Annotated in this window: 16 protein-coding genes; 10 read left to right on the top strand and 6 right to left on the bottom strand. The window is 70.2% G+C overall.

Going from position 1 to position 17729, the window contains the following annotated elements:
- Positions 1-9: 9 nt before the first annotated feature.
- Positions 10-2832 (top strand): isoleucine--tRNA ligase, encoded by a 2823-nt coding sequence (gene ileS / locus ASD35_RS26035; protein ID WP_056877871.1) that lies wholly within the window; start codon positions 10-12, stop codon positions 2830-2832.
- Between the two features lie 149 nt (positions 2833-2981).
- Here ileS and ASD35_RS26040 read toward each other — a convergent pair whose 3' ends face one another.
- Entirely contained in the window at positions 2982-3488 is a 507-nt protein-coding gene (locus ASD35_RS26040) for a hypothetical protein (protein WP_056877927.1), read from the bottom strand.
- A gap of 114 nt (positions 3489-3602) precedes the next feature.
- Between ASD35_RS26040 and lspA the strand changes: the two genes are divergently transcribed.
- Both lspA and ASD35_RS26050 read left to right on the top strand, forming a co-directional pair.
- On the top strand, positions 3603-4094 hold the full coding sequence (gene lspA, locus ASD35_RS26045) for a signal peptidase II (RefSeq protein WP_056877872.1): 492 nt from the start codon (positions 3603-3605) through the stop codon (positions 4092-4094).
- A gap of 94 nt (positions 4095-4188) precedes the next feature.
- Complete coding sequence (locus ASD35_RS26050) at positions 4189-5694, top strand: ATP-binding protein (protein WP_056877873.1); 1506 nt, start codon at positions 4189-4191, stop codon at positions 5692-5694.
- Between the two features lie 54 nt (positions 5695-5748).
- On the opposite strand, the gene ASD35_RS26055 is transcribed toward ASD35_RS26050, so the two are convergent.
- Positions 5749-6738, bottom strand: a complete 990-nt coding sequence (locus tag ASD35_RS26055; protein WP_056877874.1) for a quinone oxidoreductase — start codon at positions 6736-6738, stop codon at positions 5749-5751.
- A gap of 62 nt (positions 6739-6800) precedes the next feature.
- On the opposite strand from ASD35_RS26055, the gene ASD35_RS26060 reads away from it, so the two are divergent.
- The 7 genes from ASD35_RS26060 (at position 6801) to ASD35_RS26090 (ending at position 14409) form a co-directional block, all read left to right on the top strand.
- Positions 6801-7703, top strand: a complete 903-nt coding sequence (locus ASD35_RS26060; protein WP_056877875.1) for a DMT family transporter — start codon at positions 6801-6803, stop codon at positions 7701-7703.
- Positions 7703-8293: an RluA family pseudouridine synthase gene (locus ASD35_RS26065; protein WP_056877876.1), complete on the top strand. Its 591-nt coding sequence runs from the start codon at positions 7703-7705 to the stop codon at positions 8291-8293. Before ASD35_RS26060 ends, ASD35_RS26065 begins: the two co-directional genes overlap by 1 nt.
- A 126-nt stretch (positions 8294-8419) precedes the next feature.
- A complete protein-coding gene (locus ASD35_RS26070) occupies positions 8420-9946 on the top strand; it encodes a hypothetical protein (RefSeq protein ID WP_157275784.1) in 1527 nt (508 codons plus the stop codon).
- Positions 9947-9996: 50 nt separating this feature from the next.
- On the top strand, positions 9997-10668 hold the full coding sequence (locus ASD35_RS26075) for a hypothetical protein (RefSeq protein ID WP_056877878.1): 672 nt from the start codon (positions 9997-9999) through the stop codon (positions 10666-10668).
- A gap of 32 nt (positions 10669-10700) precedes the next feature.
- The gene (locus tag ASD35_RS26080) at positions 10701-11405 is read left to right on the top strand and encodes an SDR family NAD(P)-dependent oxidoreductase (protein ID WP_056877879.1); all 705 of its coding nucleotides are present in this window, start codon (positions 10701-10703) and stop codon (positions 11403-11405) included.
- Between the two features lie 56 nt (positions 11406-11461).
- A complete protein-coding gene (locus tag ASD35_RS26085; RefSeq protein WP_056877880.1) occupies positions 11462-12322 on the top strand; it encodes a Tim44 domain-containing protein in 861 nt (286 codons plus the stop codon).
- A gap of 83 nt (positions 12323-12405) precedes the next feature.
- Positions 12406-14409, top strand: a complete 2004-nt coding sequence (locus ASD35_RS26090) for a prolyl oligopeptidase family serine peptidase (RefSeq protein WP_056877881.1) — start codon at positions 12406-12408, stop codon at positions 14407-14409.
- Here ASD35_RS26090 and ASD35_RS26095 read toward each other — a convergent pair.
- From ASD35_RS26095 to ASD35_RS26110, 4 genes are read right to left on the bottom strand one after another with little or no spacing between them, the layout of a single operon-like run.
- Positions 14381-14923 carry a histidine phosphatase family protein gene (locus ASD35_RS26095; RefSeq protein WP_056877882.1) on the bottom strand — a complete coding sequence of 181 codons (543 nt, stop codon included), beginning with the start codon at positions 14921-14923 and terminating at the stop codon, positions 14381-14383. The genes ASD35_RS26090 and ASD35_RS26095 overlap by 29 nt on opposite strands.
- Positions 14923-15684 (bottom strand): adenosylcobinamide-GDP ribazoletransferase, encoded by a 762-nt coding sequence (gene cobS, locus ASD35_RS26100; protein WP_056877883.1) that lies wholly within the window; start codon positions 15682-15684, stop codon positions 14923-14925. The genes ASD35_RS26095 and cobS overlap by 1 nt, the downstream gene beginning before the upstream one ends.
- The gene (gene cobT, locus ASD35_RS26105) at positions 15681-16712 is read right to left on the bottom strand and encodes a nicotinate-nucleotide--dimethylbenzimidazole phosphoribosyltransferase (RefSeq protein WP_056877884.1); all 1032 of its coding nucleotides are present in this window, start codon (positions 16710-16712) and stop codon (positions 15681-15683) included. The genes cobS and cobT overlap by 4 nt, the downstream gene beginning before the upstream one ends.
- Positions 16713-16728: 16 nt before the next feature.
- Entirely contained in the window at positions 16729-17718 is a 990-nt protein-coding gene (locus tag ASD35_RS26110; protein WP_056877885.1) for a CobD/CbiB family protein, read from the bottom strand.
- Between the last annotated feature and the right edge of the window lie 11 nt (positions 17719-17729).

The following is a 17729-nucleotide window of genomic DNA, read 5'->3' on the forward strand; positions in this document are numbered from 1 at the left end:
CCGCACGCCATGACCACCCCGGACTACCGCTCCACGCTCAACCTGCCCGACACGCCCTTCCCGATGCGCGGCGACCTGCCCAAGCGCGAGCCGGGCTGGGTGAAGGCCTGGGACGAGCAAGGCCTGTACAAGCGCCTGCGCGACGCCCGCTGCGGCAAGCCGAAGTTCGTGCTGCACGACGGCCCGCCCTACGCCAACGGCCAGATCCACATCGGCCACGCCGCCAACAAGATCCTGAAGGACATGATCGTCAAGGCGCGCCAGCTGGCCGGCTTTGACGCGGCCTACATCCCCGGCTGGGACTGCCACGGTCTGCCCATCGAGAACCAGATCGAGAAGACCTTCGGCCGCGGCCTGCCGCGCGACGAGGTGCAGGCCAAGAGCCGTGCCTACGCCACCGAGCAGATAGCCGGGCAGCGGGCGGACTTCAAGCGCCTGGGCGTGCTGGGCGAATGGGACCACCCGTACCAGACGATGAACTGCGCCAACGAGGCCGGCGAGATCCGCGTGCTCAAGCGCATGTTCGAGCGCGGCTTCGTCTACCGCGGCCTGAAGCCCGTGTACTGGTGCTTCGACTGCGGCTCCTCATTGGCCGAGTTCGAGATCGAGTACGCCGACAAGCAGTCGCCCGCCGTCGATGTGGCCTTCCTGTCGGCCGAACCCGAGAAGCTCGCTGCCGCCTTCGGCGTGGCACCGCTGGCCAAGGACGCCTTCACCGTCATCTGGACGACGACGCCCTGGACCATCCCCGCCAACCAGGCGCTCAACCTGAACCCCGAGCTGCCCTACGCGCTGGTCGACACGCCAAAGGGCTACTTCGTCGTCGCCGAGGCGCTGGTGGAGAAGTGCCTGGCACGCTGGCAGCTGGAGGGCAGCGTCGTCGCCGTCGTACCCGGCCGCCAACTGGAGCTGCTGAAGTTCAAGCATCCGCTGGCCCACGTGCACCCCGGCTATGACCGCGAAAGCCCGGTCTACCTGGCGGACTACGCGACCGCCGAGGACGGCACCGGCGTCGTCCACTCCGCGCCCGCGTATGGCCTGGACGACTTCAACTCCTGCGTCGCCCACGGCCTGGCCTTCGACGACATCCTGAACCCGGTGCAGGGCAACGGCGCCTACGCCGCCGACCTGCCGCTGTTCGGCGGCCAGCACATCTGGAAGGCCAACCCCGTCATCGCGCAGGCGCTGCAGGATGCCGGCCGGCTGATGGCGCAGTCCAAGCTGACCCACAGCTACCCGCACTGCTGGCGCCACAAGACGCCGGTCATCTACCGCGCAGCCGCCCAGTGGTTTGTGCGCATGGATGAAGGCGACGGCCTGTTCACGACCGACAAGGCGCCCGACAGCCTGCGCAAGACCGCGCTGGCCGCCATCGAGGCGACGAGCTTCTACCCCGAGAACGGCCGCGCCCGCCTGCACGACATGATCGCCGGCCGGCCGGACTGGTGCATCTCGCGCCAGCGCTCCTGGGGCGTGCCGCTGCCCATCTTCCTGCACAAGGACACGGGCGAGGCGCATCCCAACACGCTCGAGTTCATCGAGCGCGCCGCGCAGCTCGTCGAGCAGAACGGCATCGAGGCCTGGTCCAAGCTCGACGCCGCCGAGTGGCTGGGCGACGAAGCCGCGCAGTACACCAAGGGCAACGACATCCTGGACGTCTGGTTCGACTCCGGCTCCACCTTCGAGCACGTGCTCAAGGGCAGCCACCAGGGCGCCGCGCACGAGGCCGGCCCCGAGGCGGACCTGTACCTGGAAGGCCACGACCAGCACCGCGGCTGGTTCCACTCGTCACTGCTGATCGCCTGCGCCCTCTACGGCCGCGCGCCCTACAAAGGCCTGCTGACCCACGGCTTCGTCGTCGATGGCCAGGGGCGCAAGATGAGCAAGTCCATGGGCAACGTCGTCGCGCCGCAGGCCGTGTCGGACAAGTACGGCGCCGAGATCCTGCGCCTGTGGACGGCGGCGACCGACTACTCCGGCGATCTCGGCCTGGACGACAAGATCCTCGCACGCGTGGTCGACAGCTACCGCCGCATCCGCAACACGCTGCGCTTCCTGCTCGCCAACGTCAGCGACTTCGACCCGGCGACGGACACGGTGGCACCGGAACAGCTGCTGGAAGTCGACCGCTACGCGCTGGCCCGCGCGGCCGAGCTGCAGACGGACATCCTGGCGCACTTCGAACGCTACGAGTTCCATCCCGTCGTCTCCAAGCTGCAGGTCTACTGCTCCGAGGACCTGGGCGCCTTCTACCTGGACGTGTTGAAGGACCGTCTCTACACGACAGCACCCAAGAGCCTGGCGCGCCGCTCGGCGCAGACCGCGCTGTGGCAGATCACGCACGCCATGCTGCGCTGGATGGCGCCCTTCCTCAGCTTCACGGCCGAGGAGGCCTGGGCCATCTTCGGCAAGGGCGAGTCCATCTTCACCGAGACCTACTGGGCCTTCGGCAACACCGACACCGGGCTGCTCGCCAAATGGCAACGCATCCACGAGATCCGCGACGAGGTCAACAAGGCCATCGAGGCGGTGCGCACGACCGGTGCGGTCGGCGCGTCACTGCAGGCCGAGCTGGTGCTCAAGGTCAACGAACAGGACCAGATGCTGCTGGCCAGCCTCGGCGACGACCTGCGGTTCGTGTTCATCACGTCCGCGGTGCGTCTGGCTTCGGCGGGCGAACTGGGCGTTGTCGTCACGCCCAGCACGCATGTCAAATGCGAGCGCTGCTGGCACTACCGCGCCGACGTGGGCAGCAATGCCGAACATCCGACGCTGTGCGGGCGCTGCGACAGCAACCTGTACGGCACCGGCGAGACCCGCACCGTCGCCTGAAGGCTGTTTACGAACCGCGGCCCGTGCCGGGCCGCCCCAAGCCGGCCCGCGGGCGATGTGGTCACGGCTCGATGCCGGGAGCATCGCCGTCCCCTCGGGGACCGGCTGGCCTCACCGGCGTTCAGCCAGAGTGAGGTCAGACGAGGGGCTCACGGGAACGCTGGAACGTTCGGTTCCATGCCTTCGAAGTGCGCTTCGGGGTGGGTGCGCGTCAGCAGCCGCTCGATCTCCGTGACCCGCGTGCGCGGCACATCGACGATGAGCAGGTACTGCCCGCCCTCGATGGCCTGCTCGAAGCGTCTCAGGCGCCGGCTCGGTGTGGAGCTGCCGATCATGCTGGACGACCACGTACCCAGCATCGCACCCACCGCCGCAAGACCGATGACGACCGCTGCCGGCGACGCCGCGCTGATGGCCAGGGCCGCCGCCACGCCACCCGCCGCGCCGACGCCCGAACCGATCAACGCGCCCGACTGGGCCGCCTCGACGAGGTCCGACGTCTGCAGCACATTGGCCGCGTGCAGGCCGTCCATGGGCGAACTCTCCTTCGCCACGAAATGGATGTGATGCTCGGTGATGCGGGCGAGCAGCAACTCGTCCATCGTGCGCCGCGCGCTGTCCAGGTCGGGCAGCAGCCAGTAGATGCGTTTGCGCATGAGGTCCTCCAACGGGAAGGTAAGTTCTGCTTCTACGCCCGTTCGAGCGCATCGACAAGTCCCGGCCCGGGTACATTGGCGCCCCTGCCCGACCCCACGCTACGGCCCTAGAACATGCCCTCCCGCTCCTCTGCTGCGCCCGGTCTCACCCAGTGGCTGCTCGTCGCCGCCCTCATCATCGTTGCCGACCAGCTCACCAAGATCCTCGTCATCGGCGCCTTTCAGCTCGGTGACGTGCGCCCCATCACCAGCTTCTTCAACCTCGTGCGCGCCCACAACTACGGCGCCGCCTTCAGCTTCCTGCACGGCGCCTCGGGCTGGCAGCGCTGGTTCTTTCTCGGCCTCGGGCTCGCCGCAGCCGCCTTCATCACCTGGATGCTGCGCCGCCATGGCCACCAGAAGCTGTTCGCCTGGGCGCTGACGCTGATCCTCGGCGGCGCGCTGGGCAATGTCATCGATCGCGCCATCCACGGCTACGTGGTCGATTTCATACAGGTGCATGCCGGCGGCTGGTACTTCCCGGCCTTCAACATCGCCGACAGCGCCATCACCATCGGCGCGGTCATGTTGATCGTGGACGAGTTGCGCCGCGTTCGGCGGGGCTGACCGGCCCCGGGTTACTCCCCGGCCGCGCGTGCATTAGTTCACGCGGCGAAGGTGTGACGAAAGGTGACAATCGCGCGCCTTCCGCCACCCCCGCATGCTTCTCGACTTCGCCAGCCTGAGCCACTACGACTGGCTCGACGTCCCCCTCTGGGTCTTCGACCCCGAGCAACAGCGCAACCTCTGGGCCAATGCCGCGGCCCTGCGCTTCTGGCATGCCGACAGCGCCGAGGAATTCCTGTCGCGCGACTTCACCGAGCATGGTGACGCCGTCAGCGAGCGCCTGGCCGTCACCGCCGCCGACCACGCCCAGGGCAAGATCGTCCGCGAGCAGTGGACGCTCTACCCCAAGGGCGAGCCGACGACGGTGATGCTGGTCTCGCGCGGCATGCGCACACCGGATCGCCGCCAGGTCATGCTGTTCGCCGCCGACTCGCTCGGCGGCGGCGCCGACCTGGCCGCGCTGCGCGGCGTGGAGGCGCTGCAGCACACCTCCGTGCGCATCGCCGTCTTTGCCCTGGAGCGCGGCGAACTGCTGATGCGCAACCCGGCCGCGGCGCTGACCTTCGGCGACACGCCGCCGCCCGCCGGCGGGAACGAATTCAGCCGCCTGTTTGCCCATCGGCACGATGCCGACGGCATCCTCGGGCGCGTGCAGCGCGGCGAGACCTGCCGCCAGGACGTCGAACTGCAGACGCTGGCCGGCCCGCGCTGGCATGCACTGGACGCCCGGCCCATGCGCGACCCGGTCACCGGCGACACGGTCATGCTTTTCAATGCCCGCGACATCGCCGACCTGAAGGCCAGCCAGGCCGCGCTCGTGGCGGCACGCGAAGCCGCCGAGGCCGCCAGCCAGGCCAAGAGCTCCTTCCTGGCCAACATGAGCCACGAGATCCGCACGCCCATGAACGGCGTGCTGGGCCTGACCGAACTGGTGCTGCAGACCGACCTGGACGAACGCCAGCGCCGCTTCATCGCCATGGCCCATGACTCGGCCAAGGGCCTGATGACCATCATCAACGACCTGCTGGACGTCGCCAAGATCGAAGCCGGCCGCATCGTGATGGACGAGCAGCCCTTCAACCTGCACGACTGCCTGACCGAATCGCTGCAGCCCCTGCTGCTGCAGGCGCATGCCAAGGGCATCCAGCTGCATGCGCGGGTGCAGCCCAGCGTGCCGCAGCAGCTCGTCGGCGACGCGCTGCGGCTGCGCCAGGTGCTGATCAACCTGATCGGCAACGCGCTGAAGTTCACCGAGCGCGGCGAGGTGCGCATCGAGATCGCGCTGGCCGACACGCAGGAGGGCGACAGCCCCCACCGGCTGCGGCTGCGCATCGCCGTGACCGACACCGGCATCGGCATGACGCGCGACCAGATCGGCCAGATCTTCGACCCCTTCACGCAGGCCGACGGCAGCATCACGCGCCGCTACGGTGGCACGGGCCTGGGGCTGACCATCGTGCAGCGCCTCGTGAGCCTGATGGGCGGCGCGGTGCACGTGGAGAGCGAGCCGGGCGTCGGCTCCAGCTTCAGCTTCGAAGTGGCGCTCGGCTGGGTGGCCGAGCGGCAGCGGGCACCGCGGGCCGAGGCACGCGCCGCATAGGCCCCGCACACGGTGGCCGGGCCGCTTGGCCGCTGCCGCGCCGGCCGCGTCTTCTCAGGGCAGCAGCACGGCGCTGCCGGTCAGCACGCGTGCTTCCAGGTCGCGATGCGCCTGGGTCGCGTCGGCCAGCGCATAGCGCTTGTCGATGCGCACCTTGACCTGCCCGCTGGCCACCATGCCGAAAAGGTCGTCGCCCATCGCCTGGGTCGCCTCGCGCGTCGCGATGTGGGTGAACAGCGTCGGCCGTGTCACGTAGAGCGAGCCCTTGGCCGCCAGCGCGCCGATGTTCAACGGCGGCACGGCGCCCGACGCGGCGCCGAAGCTGACCATCAGGCCGAACGGCGCCAGGCAGTTCAACGACCCCTCCCAGGTGTCGGCGCCGACCGAGTCGTAGACCACCTTCACGCCGCGGCCGCCGGTGATGTCGCGAACCCGAGCCGCGAAGTCGGCCTCGCGGCGGTAGTTGATGGCATGGGCCGCGCCATGCGCCAGCGCGAGCGCGCATTTCTCGTCGCTGCCGGCCGTCGCGATCAACTGCAAGCCCAGCGCCCTCGCCCACTGGCAGGCGATCAGGCCGACGCCGCCGGCCGCCGCGTGGAAGACGACGAAGTCGCCCGGCTTGAGCCCCTCCTGCGGCAGCGTGCGCCGCAGCAGATACTGCACCGTCAGGCCCTTGAGCATCATGGCCGCGCCGGTCTCGAAATCGATCGAGTCGGGCAGCTTCAGCACCGCCCTGGCCGGCATCACGCGTGCCGTCGCATAGGCCCCCGGCGGCTGGCTGGCATAGGCCGCACGGTCGCCGGGCTGCAGGTGCGTGACGCCCTCGCCCACCGCCTCGACCACACCCGCGCCCTCCATGCCGAGGCGGGCCGGCAGCGGCAGTGCATAGGCGCCGTTGCGGTGGTACACGTCGATGTAGTTCAGCCCGCAGGCGTGGTGGCGGATGCGGATCTCGCCCGGGCCGGGCGACCCCACTTCCACGTCCACCAGCTTCAGTTGTTCGGCCCCGCCGGGGGTTTCGATGACCACGGCTTTTTCGTTCATGCGACGTCTCCGGTTGCGAGGTCCGGTATCGTGCCAGCCCTTTGCCCAGCCCGTCACCGCGGATGAAACTGACCCCACGCCTTGCCCTGCTGCTGACCTTGCCGCCCCTGCTGTGGGCCGGCAACGCCGTCGTCGGCCGGCTGGTGCGCCATGACATCCCCCCGATGGCGCTGAATGCGCTGCGCTGGGCGCTGGCCCTGCTGCTGCTGGCGCCGCTGGCACACCGGCTGCTGGCCCATCCACGCGAGGCGCTGGTGCGCTGGCGCAGCCTGGCCTGGCTGGGCTTCCTCGGCATGGGCTGCTACAACGCGCTGCAATACCTGGCGCTGCACACTTCGTCGCCGCTGAACGTGACGCTGATCACCGCCAGCATGCCGGTGTGGATGCTGGGCGTCGGCGCGGTGTTCTACGGCGTCAAGCCGGCGCGCCGCCAGTTGGTGGGCGCCGCACTGTCGCTGCTGGGCGTGGCCCTGGTCATTGCGCGAGGCGACCCGGCCGCACTGCTCGCCGTGCACTTCGTGCCGGGCGACCTGCTGATGCTGCTGGCCATCTTCACCTGGGCCGTCTACTCGTGGATGTTGTCGCGGCCGATGAAGGGTCTGCGGCCCGGCGAGAAGCCGGACTGGAACTGGGCCGAGTCGCTGATGTCGCAGCTGATGTTCGGCGTGGTCTTCTCGGGCATCGCAGCGGGCGCGGAGCAGGTCGTCGCACCCGCGGCCATCCACTGGAGCCCGACGCTGGTCGCCGTACTGGTCTATGTCGCCATCGGCCCTTCGCTGATCGCCTATCGCTGCTGGGGCATGGGCGTGGCCGAAGCAGGCCCGGCGCTGGCCGGCTTCTTCGTCAACCTGACGCCCGTGTTCGCCGCCATCATCTCGGCCGCGCTGCTGGGCATCGCACCGGCCTGGTACCACGGCGTGGCGTTCGCGCTGATTGCAGCGGGCATCTTCGTGTCGTCGCGCTGATGCTCGTGGTGCATGTGGACGACCGCTTGGTCGTCGTCGACAAGCCGGCCGGCATGCTCAGCGTACCGGGGCGTACCGAGCCCGACTGCGCGAGCGCCCGCGTGCAGGCGCTGTACCCGGATGCACTCGTCGTGCACCGGCTGGACCAGGCCACCTCCGGCCTGCTGATGTTCGCGCGCGGCGCCGCGGCCCAGCGCGAGCTGAGCGCGGACTTTGCCGAGCGGCGTGTCGGCAAGGTCTATGTCGCGGTGGTGGCCGGGCGGCTGGACGGCGAAGGCCTGATCGACCTGCCCTTGGGCGCCGACTGGCCCAACCGGCCGCGCAAGCAGGTGGACCTGGTTCGCGGCAAGCCGTCGCAGACGCGCTGGCGCGTCCTGGCCCACGAAGGCCCCCACACGCGTGTTCAGCTGGAGCCGCTGACCGGCCGCAGCCACCAGCTGCGCGTGCACATGGCGGCGCTGGGCCATGCCATCCTGGGCGACACGCTGTACGCGGCGCCAGACATCGCTGCCGCCAGCCCGCGCCTGCTGCTGCACGCCAGCGAACTGCGCATAAGCGGCAAATACTTCACTAGCGCTGCCGAGTTCTGAGGCGGACCGACGCGGCCCTCTTTCTAAGATACCCCCTGTTACTAACGCGTTATGTCGCACCCGGCCCCTCAGAGCCGGGGCGCACTGAGGACACGGGGCGAAGCAATGAAGAACGGTGCGAGGAGCTTGTGGGCCGCGCTTGGCATGGCGTGGTGCCTGTTGCCGCTGAGTGCCCACGCGCAGCAGGCTGACCCGGCGGTCTGGGGCGTCTATGCCCGTCTGATCGGCGCCACGATGGCCTACGAGCGGCATGCGGCGCTGACTTTCAGCTGGTACTGGAACGGCGACAAGACGGCCATCGTCGAGGACCAGGGCAAACACCTGGACACCGGCGAGATCAAGTCGCTGGGCGGCGGCAGGCTGGCCCGCTTCGTGAAGGGCGATCTGATCTGGAGCGGCACCATCCAGCCCGATGGTGCGGTCGTCTGGGATGCCGAAGGCAACTTCTTCACCAAACGCGCCGGCGGTCCCTTCCGGATCCGCCTGGATGGCGACTCGGCACTGATCGAAGAAAGTGTGGAGTTGGAGAAGGGCAAGGTCACCTGGACCTCGCCGCGCAGGCGCTGGGTCGGCAGCCTGCCCGCGCCTGCTCCGGTGGCGGCGGCGGCCTCCGCGCCCGAGGCTGCCGGCAGCGCCCCATCGGCCGTGGCTGAGGCGAAGGCCGTTGAAGAGAAGACCGGCCCTCGTGAACTGTCCGAGCAGGATCTGGCCAAGCTGCGCGCCAGCATGGCCCGTGACAAGGTGCAGCGCGCGGAGTTGCTGAAACGCCAGCAGGAAGAGGCGCGGCGCCAGGAAGAGGCCCGCCGGCAGCAGGCCGAATACGACGCACGCATGGCTGCACAGCGAGCTGCAGAGGAGCGCGCGGAGCGCGCCGAGGCGCGGGCCGCCGACGACGCGTTCGCTGGCGCGCTGATGAACGGCCTCAACGTCTTCAAGGGCGAGATGGCCAAGAACCAGGCCCAGCAGGCGCAGCAGCAAGCCTTCCTCGCCAACCTGCAGCGGCAACAGCAGCAGGCCGCGGACGCGCGCCAGCGTGAGCAGGACCGCCAACGCCAGGCAGCGGCGCAGGAGCAGCTCGCCCGTCAGCAGGCTGCAGCCGCACAGGCACAACCACAGCGGCAGGCGGGCAATGGCGGCGGCACCGCCACTCGACCCACGCAGGCCCAAGCCAACCAAACCGCCCAAACCGCCCAAACCGCGCAGGCGGCACAAGCGGCACAAGCGGCCCAGGCCGAAGCGGTCGAGCGCCAGCTGCGCGAACGCGCGGCCGCGGAGCGCCAGCGCCAGCAACAGCTGCGCGAACAGCGGCAAGCCGAGGAGCGGGTGGCCGCGGCCGCGCCAGCGCCCCGGCCGGCCGATCCGCCGCAGCGCGCCTCGACCCTGGACGACCCCAGCCGCTGCGTGTCCCAGCCCTCGCAGGTGCGCAACCCCAACTGCAAGGAGGGCACCGCCTTCACCGTCACCAACAGCTGCGCGCAGCCGGTGGACGTGAGGCTGTGCATCAAGACACGGCAAGGCGGCTGGGACTGCGGCGCAAGCTGGGGCGTCGGTCCCGGTGCGGACTGGTCCTACCCGTCCTGCCGCGGCACCTCGACGGCCTTCATGGACGTGCGCTCTGCCGGCAGCAACCGCCGCTTTGCCGACCCGCCGTGACAGCGCGACCCCGGCGCCAAGACAGTCATCTCGATCCCGACGGAGAAGCAATGAAGAACAAGCGATGGACAACCATGCTCTGCGCGCTCGGCGCCACCCTGTTGGCCGCGACCGCGCAGGCCCAGCAGGCGGCGCAGACCGCCGAAGGCGCACAGCGGTTCCTGTCCACCCTGGTGAAGAAGGGCAACGGCTACGCCTGGTTCGTCGACGCCCAGGGCCGGACGAACTACGTGCGCGGCAAGGCGACCACGACGACCACCCGCGTCGGCGTGCTGCTGGGCAACGACGAGGAGAAGTCGGAACGGCTGGTCGACAAGCAGCTGACGGCCTTCAGCCTCACCCAGATCGACACCGAAGGCGCCGACGGCAAGCCGGACGCCTGCATGACCCGCATCGCCAAGTGGGGCGTGAGGGAGCCGCTGACGGAGAACAAGACCTGGCAGACGACGGACGAAGGCATCCTCATCGACACGCCCATCGTGCATGTCGAGAACAGCATCTACGAGCTGCCGCAGGAGCTGGCATCCCCGCACTGGATCGACTGGCGCAACGTCAAGCTCAGCCGCAGCGCCAATGGCGGCCAGATGACCGCGTCGTTCAAGGAAAAGAACTACACCGCTCACCTGTCCTTCACCGGTGAATCGGAACTGGTCGACCGCATTGAGTACGCGATGAAGTTCCTGAAGCTGAGCTGCGACGACACCACCGCGACCGGCTTCTGACGCACGCAACGGCGGGCCGCTAGAGTCGGCCCATGCACCTCTACATCGTCACCGGCAGTTCCCGCGGCCTCGGCGCCGCCCTTGTCGAACAACTCGCACAGCCCGGCAACGCCGTCATCGGCATGGCCCGCCGCCTGAACCCGGCGCTGAAGGCCGAGCAATGGACGCTGGACTTGGCCGACCCGCTGCCCGCCGCCGAGCGCCTGCAGGCCTGGCTGCGGGCCAACACCGGCTGGGCCAGCGCCACGCTGGTCAACAACGCCGCGCTGCTGAGCGCGCCCGGCCCGCTGGCCGCCAGCGGGCTGGCCGAGCTGTCCGCCGCGCTGCGCGTGGGCCTGGAAGCGCCAACGCTGCTGAGCCGCGTCTTCCTGGCCGAAACCGTGGGCGTGGCGCAGCGACGCATCCTCAACATCTCGTCCGGGCTCGGTCGGCGAGCGATGGCTGGCAGCGCCGCCTACTGTGCCGTCAAGGCGGGGCTGGACCACCTCAGCCGCGCGCTGGCGCTGGAGGCGCCGGACGTCGGCGTCGTGTCGCTGGCCCCGGGCGTCATCGACACCGACATGCAGGTGCAGCTGCGCGGCGCCGACCCGGCGCGTTTCCCCGAGCAGGCGCGCTTCCAGGGCCTGAAGGAAGGCGGCCAGCTGCAGACCGCCCAGGCCACCGCCGGGGCGGTGCTGCGTTACCTGAACAAACCCGATTTCGGCCAGAACGTCGTCGCGGACATCCGCGAGGCTTGAAAATCGGCCCGGCTGCCCCCAGCTGCCCTTCGTTTCGTCCTCTCTGGAGATCCACCTTGAACCGCATCCTCGCCGTGAGCCTGGCCGCCCTGCTGGCCTTCGCCCTGCCTGCCCACGACGCCGAGGCCAAGCGCCTGGGCGGCGGTGGCATCAAGCGCAGCGTCCCCACGCAGACCACGCCGCAAACGCCGCCGGCGCAGACACCCCAACAGGCGGCGCCGGCCAAGCAGGCCGCCGCAAACCCGGCCGCGCCTGCCGCAGCGGCGCCCAAGCGCTCCTGGCTCGGCCCGATCGCCGGCCTGGCCGCCGGCCTGGGCCTGGCAGCACTGGCCAGCCACTTCGGCTTCGGCGCCGAGCTGGCCAACATCATGACCATGGTGCTGCTGGGCTTGGTGGCGGTGTTCGTCATCCGCTTCCTGATGCGCCGCTTCGCCACGCCAAAGCCGCAGCTGGCCGGTGCCCACGGCGCCAACTTCGAGGCCCAGCCCCAGCAGCCGGCGTGGGGCGCCCAGCCCGCTGCGGGCACCGCCGCAGCCAGCACGCTGGCCGCTGCACCGGCCGGTTTCGACACCGCCGGCTTCGAGAAGATCGCCAAGCAGGTCTTCATCCGCCTGCAGGCCGCCAACGACGCCGGTGACCAAACCGACCTGCGCCGCTTCACGACGCCGCAGATGTACGCCAGCATCCAGCACGACCTGCTGGAGCGCGGTGGCAAGCCGCAGCGCACCGAGGTGCTGCAGCTGGACGCCAACGTCGTCGACGTCGCCACCGAGAACGGCGAGCAGATCGTCTCCGTGCGCTTCTGGGGCCTGGTGCGCGAAACCAGCGAGCAGGCGGCCGAAGACTTCGACGAGATCTGGCACCTGGTCAAGTCCGGCGACGGCTGGCTGATCGCCGGCATCCAGCAGACCGCATGACCAACGACATGGCGGGTTAGACCCGATCCGGACTCGCATAAGAATGGGCGCTTCGAGCGCCCATTCGCTTTTTTGAGGCCCCCATGTTTCCTCTGCGTCTTTCCCTCTGCGCCCTCGGCACCGTGCTGCTGGCCGCCTGCGCCTCCACGCCAGTGCCCACCGCCGTCGTCGTGCCCAATGCCAACCTGGTCGCGCAAGGCATTCCGCCGGTGCCGCAAAGCCTGGCCGACGCCATCGGCCGCTACAACGATTTCCGCGGCCATGCCTTTGCCGACTGGCACCCCACCCAGCGCGAGATGCTGGTGCTGCACCGCAAGGCCGGCGCCAACACGGTCCAGCTCTTCCGCGTCGCATCCCCGCTGGCCGAGGGGGAGCAGTTGACCGACGGCGCCGACCCGGTCGGCCGCGCCAGCTACGAGCCGCGCAACGGCCGCTATGCCGTCTTCGAACGCGCCAGCGGCGGCAACGAGGTGGCGCAGCTCTATCGCCTGCCGCTCGGCCAGCCCGGCGCCCAACCGGTGCTGCTGACCAGCCCTGATGAGCGCCATGCGATGAACACCTGGCTGCGCAAGAGCGGCCAGCTGGTCTACACCGCTGTGCCTATCGACCGCACGGCCCAGGGCGGCACGCGCAGCAAGATCACGACGACGCTGTGGCTGATGGACCCCGAGAAGCCCGAGGGCCGCCGCAAGCTGGCTGAACTGGACGGCGGCGGCTGGACGGCCAGCCGACCGTCCCCTGACGAGCGCCTCGTCACGCTGACGCGCTACCTGTCGGCCAATGAATCGCAGATCTGGCTGCTGGACCTCGCCAGCGGCGCCACCCGGCAGCTGGCCCCCGCCGCCGGCAGCCAGGAGGCCAAGGCCACCTATGCGGCGGCGGGCTGGTCGCCCGACGGCCGCGCGTTGTGGATCACCAGCGACCGCGCGGGCGAATTCCGCGAGCTGATGAAGCTCGACCTCGCCAGCGGTCGCATCGACCGCGTCAGCAGCCACATCCCCTGGGACGTCAGCGGCGTCACGCTGACCGAGGACGGCAGCCGGCTCGCTGCCCAGTTCAACGTCGATGGCCGCGACGAGCTGCATTTCTTCGATACCGCCACCGGCAAGGAAGCACCCGCGCCGGCCGCGCTGCCCGCCGGCAACGTCGGCAGCGCCAGCTATCACCGCGCCCGCGGCGACCTGGCCTTCTCGGTCAGCAACGCCCAGGGGCCGGGCCAGATCTACTCGCTGGACAACGACGGCAAGGTGCAGCAATGGACGCGCGCGGCCGCACCCGCGGGCGTGGACACCTCCGGCTTCAGCGAGCAGAAGATCGTGCGCTGGAAGAGCTTCGACGGCACGACCATCTCCGGCCTGCTGACCCCGCCGCCGAAAAAGTTCAGCGGCAAGCGCCCGGTGCTGATCGCCATCCACGGCGGGCCGGAGAGCCAGGCCAGCGTCGGCTTCCTCGGCCGCAACGCCTACTTCGTGCAGGAACTGGGCATGGCGCTGATCCAGCCCAACGTGCGCGGCTCCAGCGGCTACGGCAAGAGCTTCCTGGCCATGGACAACGGCTTCAAGCGCGAGGACTCGGTCAAGGACATCGGCGCCCTGCTCGACTGGATCGCGACGCAGCCAGACCTGGACGCATCGCGCGTGCTGGTCACCGGCGGCAGCTACGGCGGCTACATGACGCTGGCGGTGTCAACCACCTATGCCGATCGCATCGCCGGCGCCATCGACGTGGTCGGCATCTCGCACTTCGTGACCTTCCTGAACAACACCGAGAGCTACCGCCGCGACCTGCGCCGCGTCGAGTACGGCGACGAGCGGGACGCGGCAATGAAGGCCCACCTCGACAAGATCTCGCCGCTGACCAACGCCGCGCGGATCAAGAAGCCGCTGTTCGTCATCCAGGGCAAGAACGACCCGCGCGTGCCCTACACCGAGGCCGAGCAGATCGTCGCCAAGGTCCGCGAGGGGGGCACGCCGGTCTGGTACCTGCGCGCCGAGAACGAAGGCCATGGCTTCCAGAAGAAGGAGAACCAGGACTTCCAGTTCTACGCGACGGTGCTGTTCATGCAGCAGACGGTGCTGAAGAAGTAGGCCGGCCGTAGGCCGGCGCGGCAGGCCAGGCGTCCGGTGACGGCGCCTGGCCTTTTCTTTCCAGGCACCAGCGCCGCGCGGTGATCCAGCCGCCATGGCCGACGGCCAGCGCGCACGGCGGCTGCCAGGCGGCTGCGCGCGCCATCAGCGCTTGCAAGGACTCGCCGCCGTCGAAGCCGAAGCCGTTGAAGTCCGCCATCCAGCGCTCGAACGCCGCGGGCGGGATGTCCGCCCAGGCGCGGCCGTCCCAGGCGCCGAAGTCCATCTCCGCCAGCGCGGTGTCGGTGTGCCAATGGAAGCCCCAGCGCTTCAGCCACCGCCCGACGGCAGCCGCGCGCTGCAGCGGCGAGGTGACCACCTCGCGTGGCAGGCGGTGGCGGCGCGCATGGGCGCGGATGCGGTGGGCCAGGCGCTTGGCCTTGCGCGCGTCGACGGGCAGGTCGGTGCGTCCGCCGATGCAGCGCCCCTGTGCGCCCCGCGGCTTGGGGTGTCGCCAGATGGTGAACGCCGGCATCAGACCGCGGCCGTGAAGGCCAGCAGCACGGCGATCTCGGCGAACTGCTCGGTGGCTCCCAGGCCGTCGCCGGTGTAGCCGCCGAGGCGGCGCTTCAACCATTGCCGCATCAGCAGCGCTGCCAGGCCTGCCGCCGCCATGGCCGCCAGCAGTCGCGGCAGGTGGACACCGCAGGCCACCAGCGCGAGGGCCAGCAACGCACACCAGCCCAGCGCCACGCCGAAGTTGCGCGGCGCGACGGCCAGCGCCAGCGGCTTGGCCTTGGCATGCTCCGCGTCGCCGCCGTAGGGCAGGCTCACCATCACGCCCACCGCCGCGGCGCGGGCGAACGCATGGCTGGCCAGCAGCGCCGCCGCGGCGCCCAGCATCGGCCGCGTCGCCAGCACCGCCAGCAGCGCGGCGCGCAGCAACAGGCTCAGCCCCAGCGCCAGCGCGCCGTAGCTGCCGATGCGCGAGTCCTTCATGATGGCCAGCGCCTTCTCGCGTGGCACGACGCCGCCGAGGGCGTCGAAGGTGTCGGCCAGGCCGTCCTCGTGGAAGCCGCCGGTCAGCGCGACGTTCGCCGCCAACGCCAGCAGCGCCGCGACCCAGGCCGGCCAGAACTGCACGGCCGCCGCCATCACGGCTGCCCCCACTCCCCCGACCAACGCCCCCACCAGTGGAAAGTGGCGCACGCAGTCGTTCAGCCAGCCGGGCTCGAAGCGGTCCAGGCGCACCGGCAGCCGGGTCAGGAACTGCAGCGCGACCAGGACCAGCTTCACGGCGGGTCGCGGTGGCTGACGCCGGCGCTCTCGAAGCTGGCCATGTCGGCCAGCAACGCGCAGGCCGCCGTCAGCAGCGGCCAGGCCAGCGCCGCACCGCTGCCTTCGCCGAGGCGCAGGTCCAGGTCCAGCAGCGGGCGCACGGCCAGCTGCCGCAGCCACGCCGCATGCGGCCCCTCGGCGGAGCGATGGGCGAACACGCAGGCCGCCAGCACGCCGGGCCGCAGCGCTTCGGCCAGCGCCACCGCGGCCGTGGTGATGAAGCCGTCCACGACGACGACACGGCGCTGCGCCGCAGCGGCAATGACGCTGCCTGCCATCGTGACGATCTCGAAGCCGCCCAGCGCCGCGGCGATCTCCTGCGGCATCTGCGCGCCGGTGTTCGCGGCCAGCGCTTCTTGCAGCACGGCCAGCTTGCGCGCCAGGCCGGCGTCGTCCAGGCCCGTGCCGCGGCCCACGCAGTCGCGCAGCGGCAGGCCGGTCAAGCGCTGCATCAAAAGGCTGGCCGACGAGGTGTTGCCAATGCCCATCTCGCCCAGCAGCAGCGCATTGCCCGGCAGCCGCTCGACCAGCGCCATGCCGTTGTGCAGCGCGCGTTCGGCCTGCGCCAGCGACATCGCCGGGCCGGCGCTCGCATCGGCGGTGCCCGCGGCGATGCGCAGGTCCACGGCACCCTCGGCCAGCGGGGCATCGACGCCGCAGTCCGCGATGCTCAATGCCAGCCCCTGGTGGCGTGCCAGCACCGACACGGCGGCGCCGCCGGCCAGCATGTTGGCCACCATCTGCGGCGTGACTTCGCGCGGATAGGCCGACACGCCGCGCCGCGACAGGCCATGGTCGGCGGCGTACACGACCAGTTGCGGCTGGCGCAATGCGGGCCGCTCGCTGCCCTGGATCAGCGCCAGCTGCAGCGCCAGCGCCTCAATGCGCCCGAGGGCGCCGAGCGGCTTGGTCTTGTGGTCCAGCGCATGCTGCACGCGCGCAGCAAGGCCGGGCTCGGCCAGGGCCGGCAGTTGGGGCAGATTCATTGCAGGGGGCGTCGGGTCAGCCGACGAGGTTCGCGAGAGTCAACAGGGCGAGCAAGAGCATCCACAGCACGACCGAGCGCCAGACCAGGCCGACGACGCTTTGCAGATGGCCCAGCTGCGGCAGTGCGCCGGACGTGGAGCCCGCGGCACCGGTGGCGTCGGGCTCGGAGCCGGCATCGAAAGTCTTGCTGCGGTCCGGCGTGATGCCGGGCGCCGCCGCGCCGCCGAGCTGCAGGCCCACCGCGCCGGCCGCGGACGCGAGGATGATGCCCTCGTTGGGATGCAGCCAGAGCTTGGCGTCGCGACGCCAGGCGTTCACGGCCTCCTCGAAGTTGCCGACGATGGCAAAGCCGGTGGCCGTCAGCCGCGCCGGCAGATGGTCGATGACCGTGAAGGCCTGGCGCGACAGTGCGAGCAGGCGCGTGTTGGTCGGCGCATCCAGCGTGCGGCTCTTGAAGGCCCAGTAGCGGCTCGCGAACTCGGCCATGCGGTAGAGCACCGCACCGGCCGGCCCCAGGCCGAGCGTCGAGCAGACGATGAACCAGAAGAAGACGCCGAAGACATGCCGGTGCGCCGCGAGCAGCGAATGCTCGATGACGTGACGGATCAGTTCGGTGCGCGGCAGCTCGCTCGCGTCCAGGTGGCGCCATTCGGCCAGCAGCTGGCGCGCGGTCGCATCGTCACCGCGCTCGAGCGCATCGCGGATGTCGGTGAAGTAGTGGCTGAACTGCCGGAAGCCCAGCGTCAGGTAGAGGATGAGGACGTTCAGCGCCAGCGCCAGCAGCACGCTGAAGTGATGCAGCACCCAGTACAGCAGCGCCACGGCCAGACCCGGCACAAGGACCGTGATGGCCCAGACGATGATGGCATGGTGCTCGCGGCCGGCGTCGAAGTTGCGGCCGGTCCAGCGCACCCAGCCGATCACCGACTCGTGCACGCGGTTGCCATGCCTCAGGGGCTTGAGTTGCTCACACAACAGGGCCAGCAGCACCGCGAAGAAATTCATGGGCCGGGATG

This window comes from Pelomonas sp. Root1444 (genome assembly GCF_001426885.1).
Lineage (GTDB): Bacteria > Pseudomonadota > Gammaproteobacteria > Burkholderiales > Burkholderiaceae_C > Pelomonas.

Excerpts from the sequence above, each read along its gene's own strand:
- ASD35_RS26050 (WP_056877873.1), top strand. The coding sequence starts at position 4,189 with ATGCTTCTCGACTTCGCCAGCCTGAGCCACTACGACTGGCTCGACGTC.
- ASD35_RS26110 (WP_056877885.1), bottom strand. The coding sequence starts at position 17,718 with ATGAATTTCTTCGCGGTGCTGCTGGCCCTGTTGTGTGAGCAACTCAAG.
- lspA (WP_056877872.1), top strand. The coding sequence starts at position 3,603 with ATGCCCTCCCGCTCCTCTGCTGCGCCCGGTCTCACCCAGTGGCTGCTC.
- ASD35_RS26095 (WP_056877882.1), bottom strand. The coding sequence starts at position 14,923 with ATGCCGGCGTTCACCATCTGGCGACACCCCAAGCCGCGGGGCGCACAG.
- ASD35_RS26065 (WP_056877876.1), top strand. The coding sequence starts at position 7,703 with ATGCTCGTGGTGCATGTGGACGACCGCTTGGTCGTCGTCGACAAGCCG.
- ASD35_RS26060 (WP_056877875.1), top strand. The coding sequence starts at position 6,801 with ATGAAACTGACCCCACGCCTTGCCCTGCTGCTGACCTTGCCGCCCCTG.
- ASD35_RS26090 (WP_056877881.1), top strand. The coding sequence starts at position 12,406 with ATGTTTCCTCTGCGTCTTTCCCTCTGCGCCCTCGGCACCGTGCTGCTG.
- ASD35_RS26075 (WP_056877878.1), top strand. The coding sequence starts at position 9,997 with ATGAAGAACAAGCGATGGACAACCATGCTCTGCGCGCTCGGCGCCACC.
- ASD35_RS26055 (WP_056877874.1), bottom strand. The coding sequence starts at position 6,738 with ATGAACGAAAAAGCCGTGGTCATCGAAACCCCCGGCGGGGCCGAACAA.
- cobT (WP_056877884.1), bottom strand. The coding sequence starts at position 16,712 with ATGAATCTGCCCCAACTGCCGGCCCTGGCCGAGCCCGGCCTTGCTGCG.
- ASD35_RS26040 (WP_056877927.1), bottom strand. The coding sequence starts at position 3,488 with ATGCGCAAACGCATCTACTGGCTGCTGCCCGACCTGGACAGCGCGCGG.
- ileS (WP_056877871.1), top strand. The coding sequence starts at position 10 with ATGACCACCCCGGACTACCGCTCCACGCTCAACCTGCCCGACACGCCC.
- ASD35_RS26080 (WP_056877879.1), top strand. The coding sequence starts at position 10,701 with ATGCACCTCTACATCGTCACCGGCAGTTCCCGCGGCCTCGGCGCCGCC.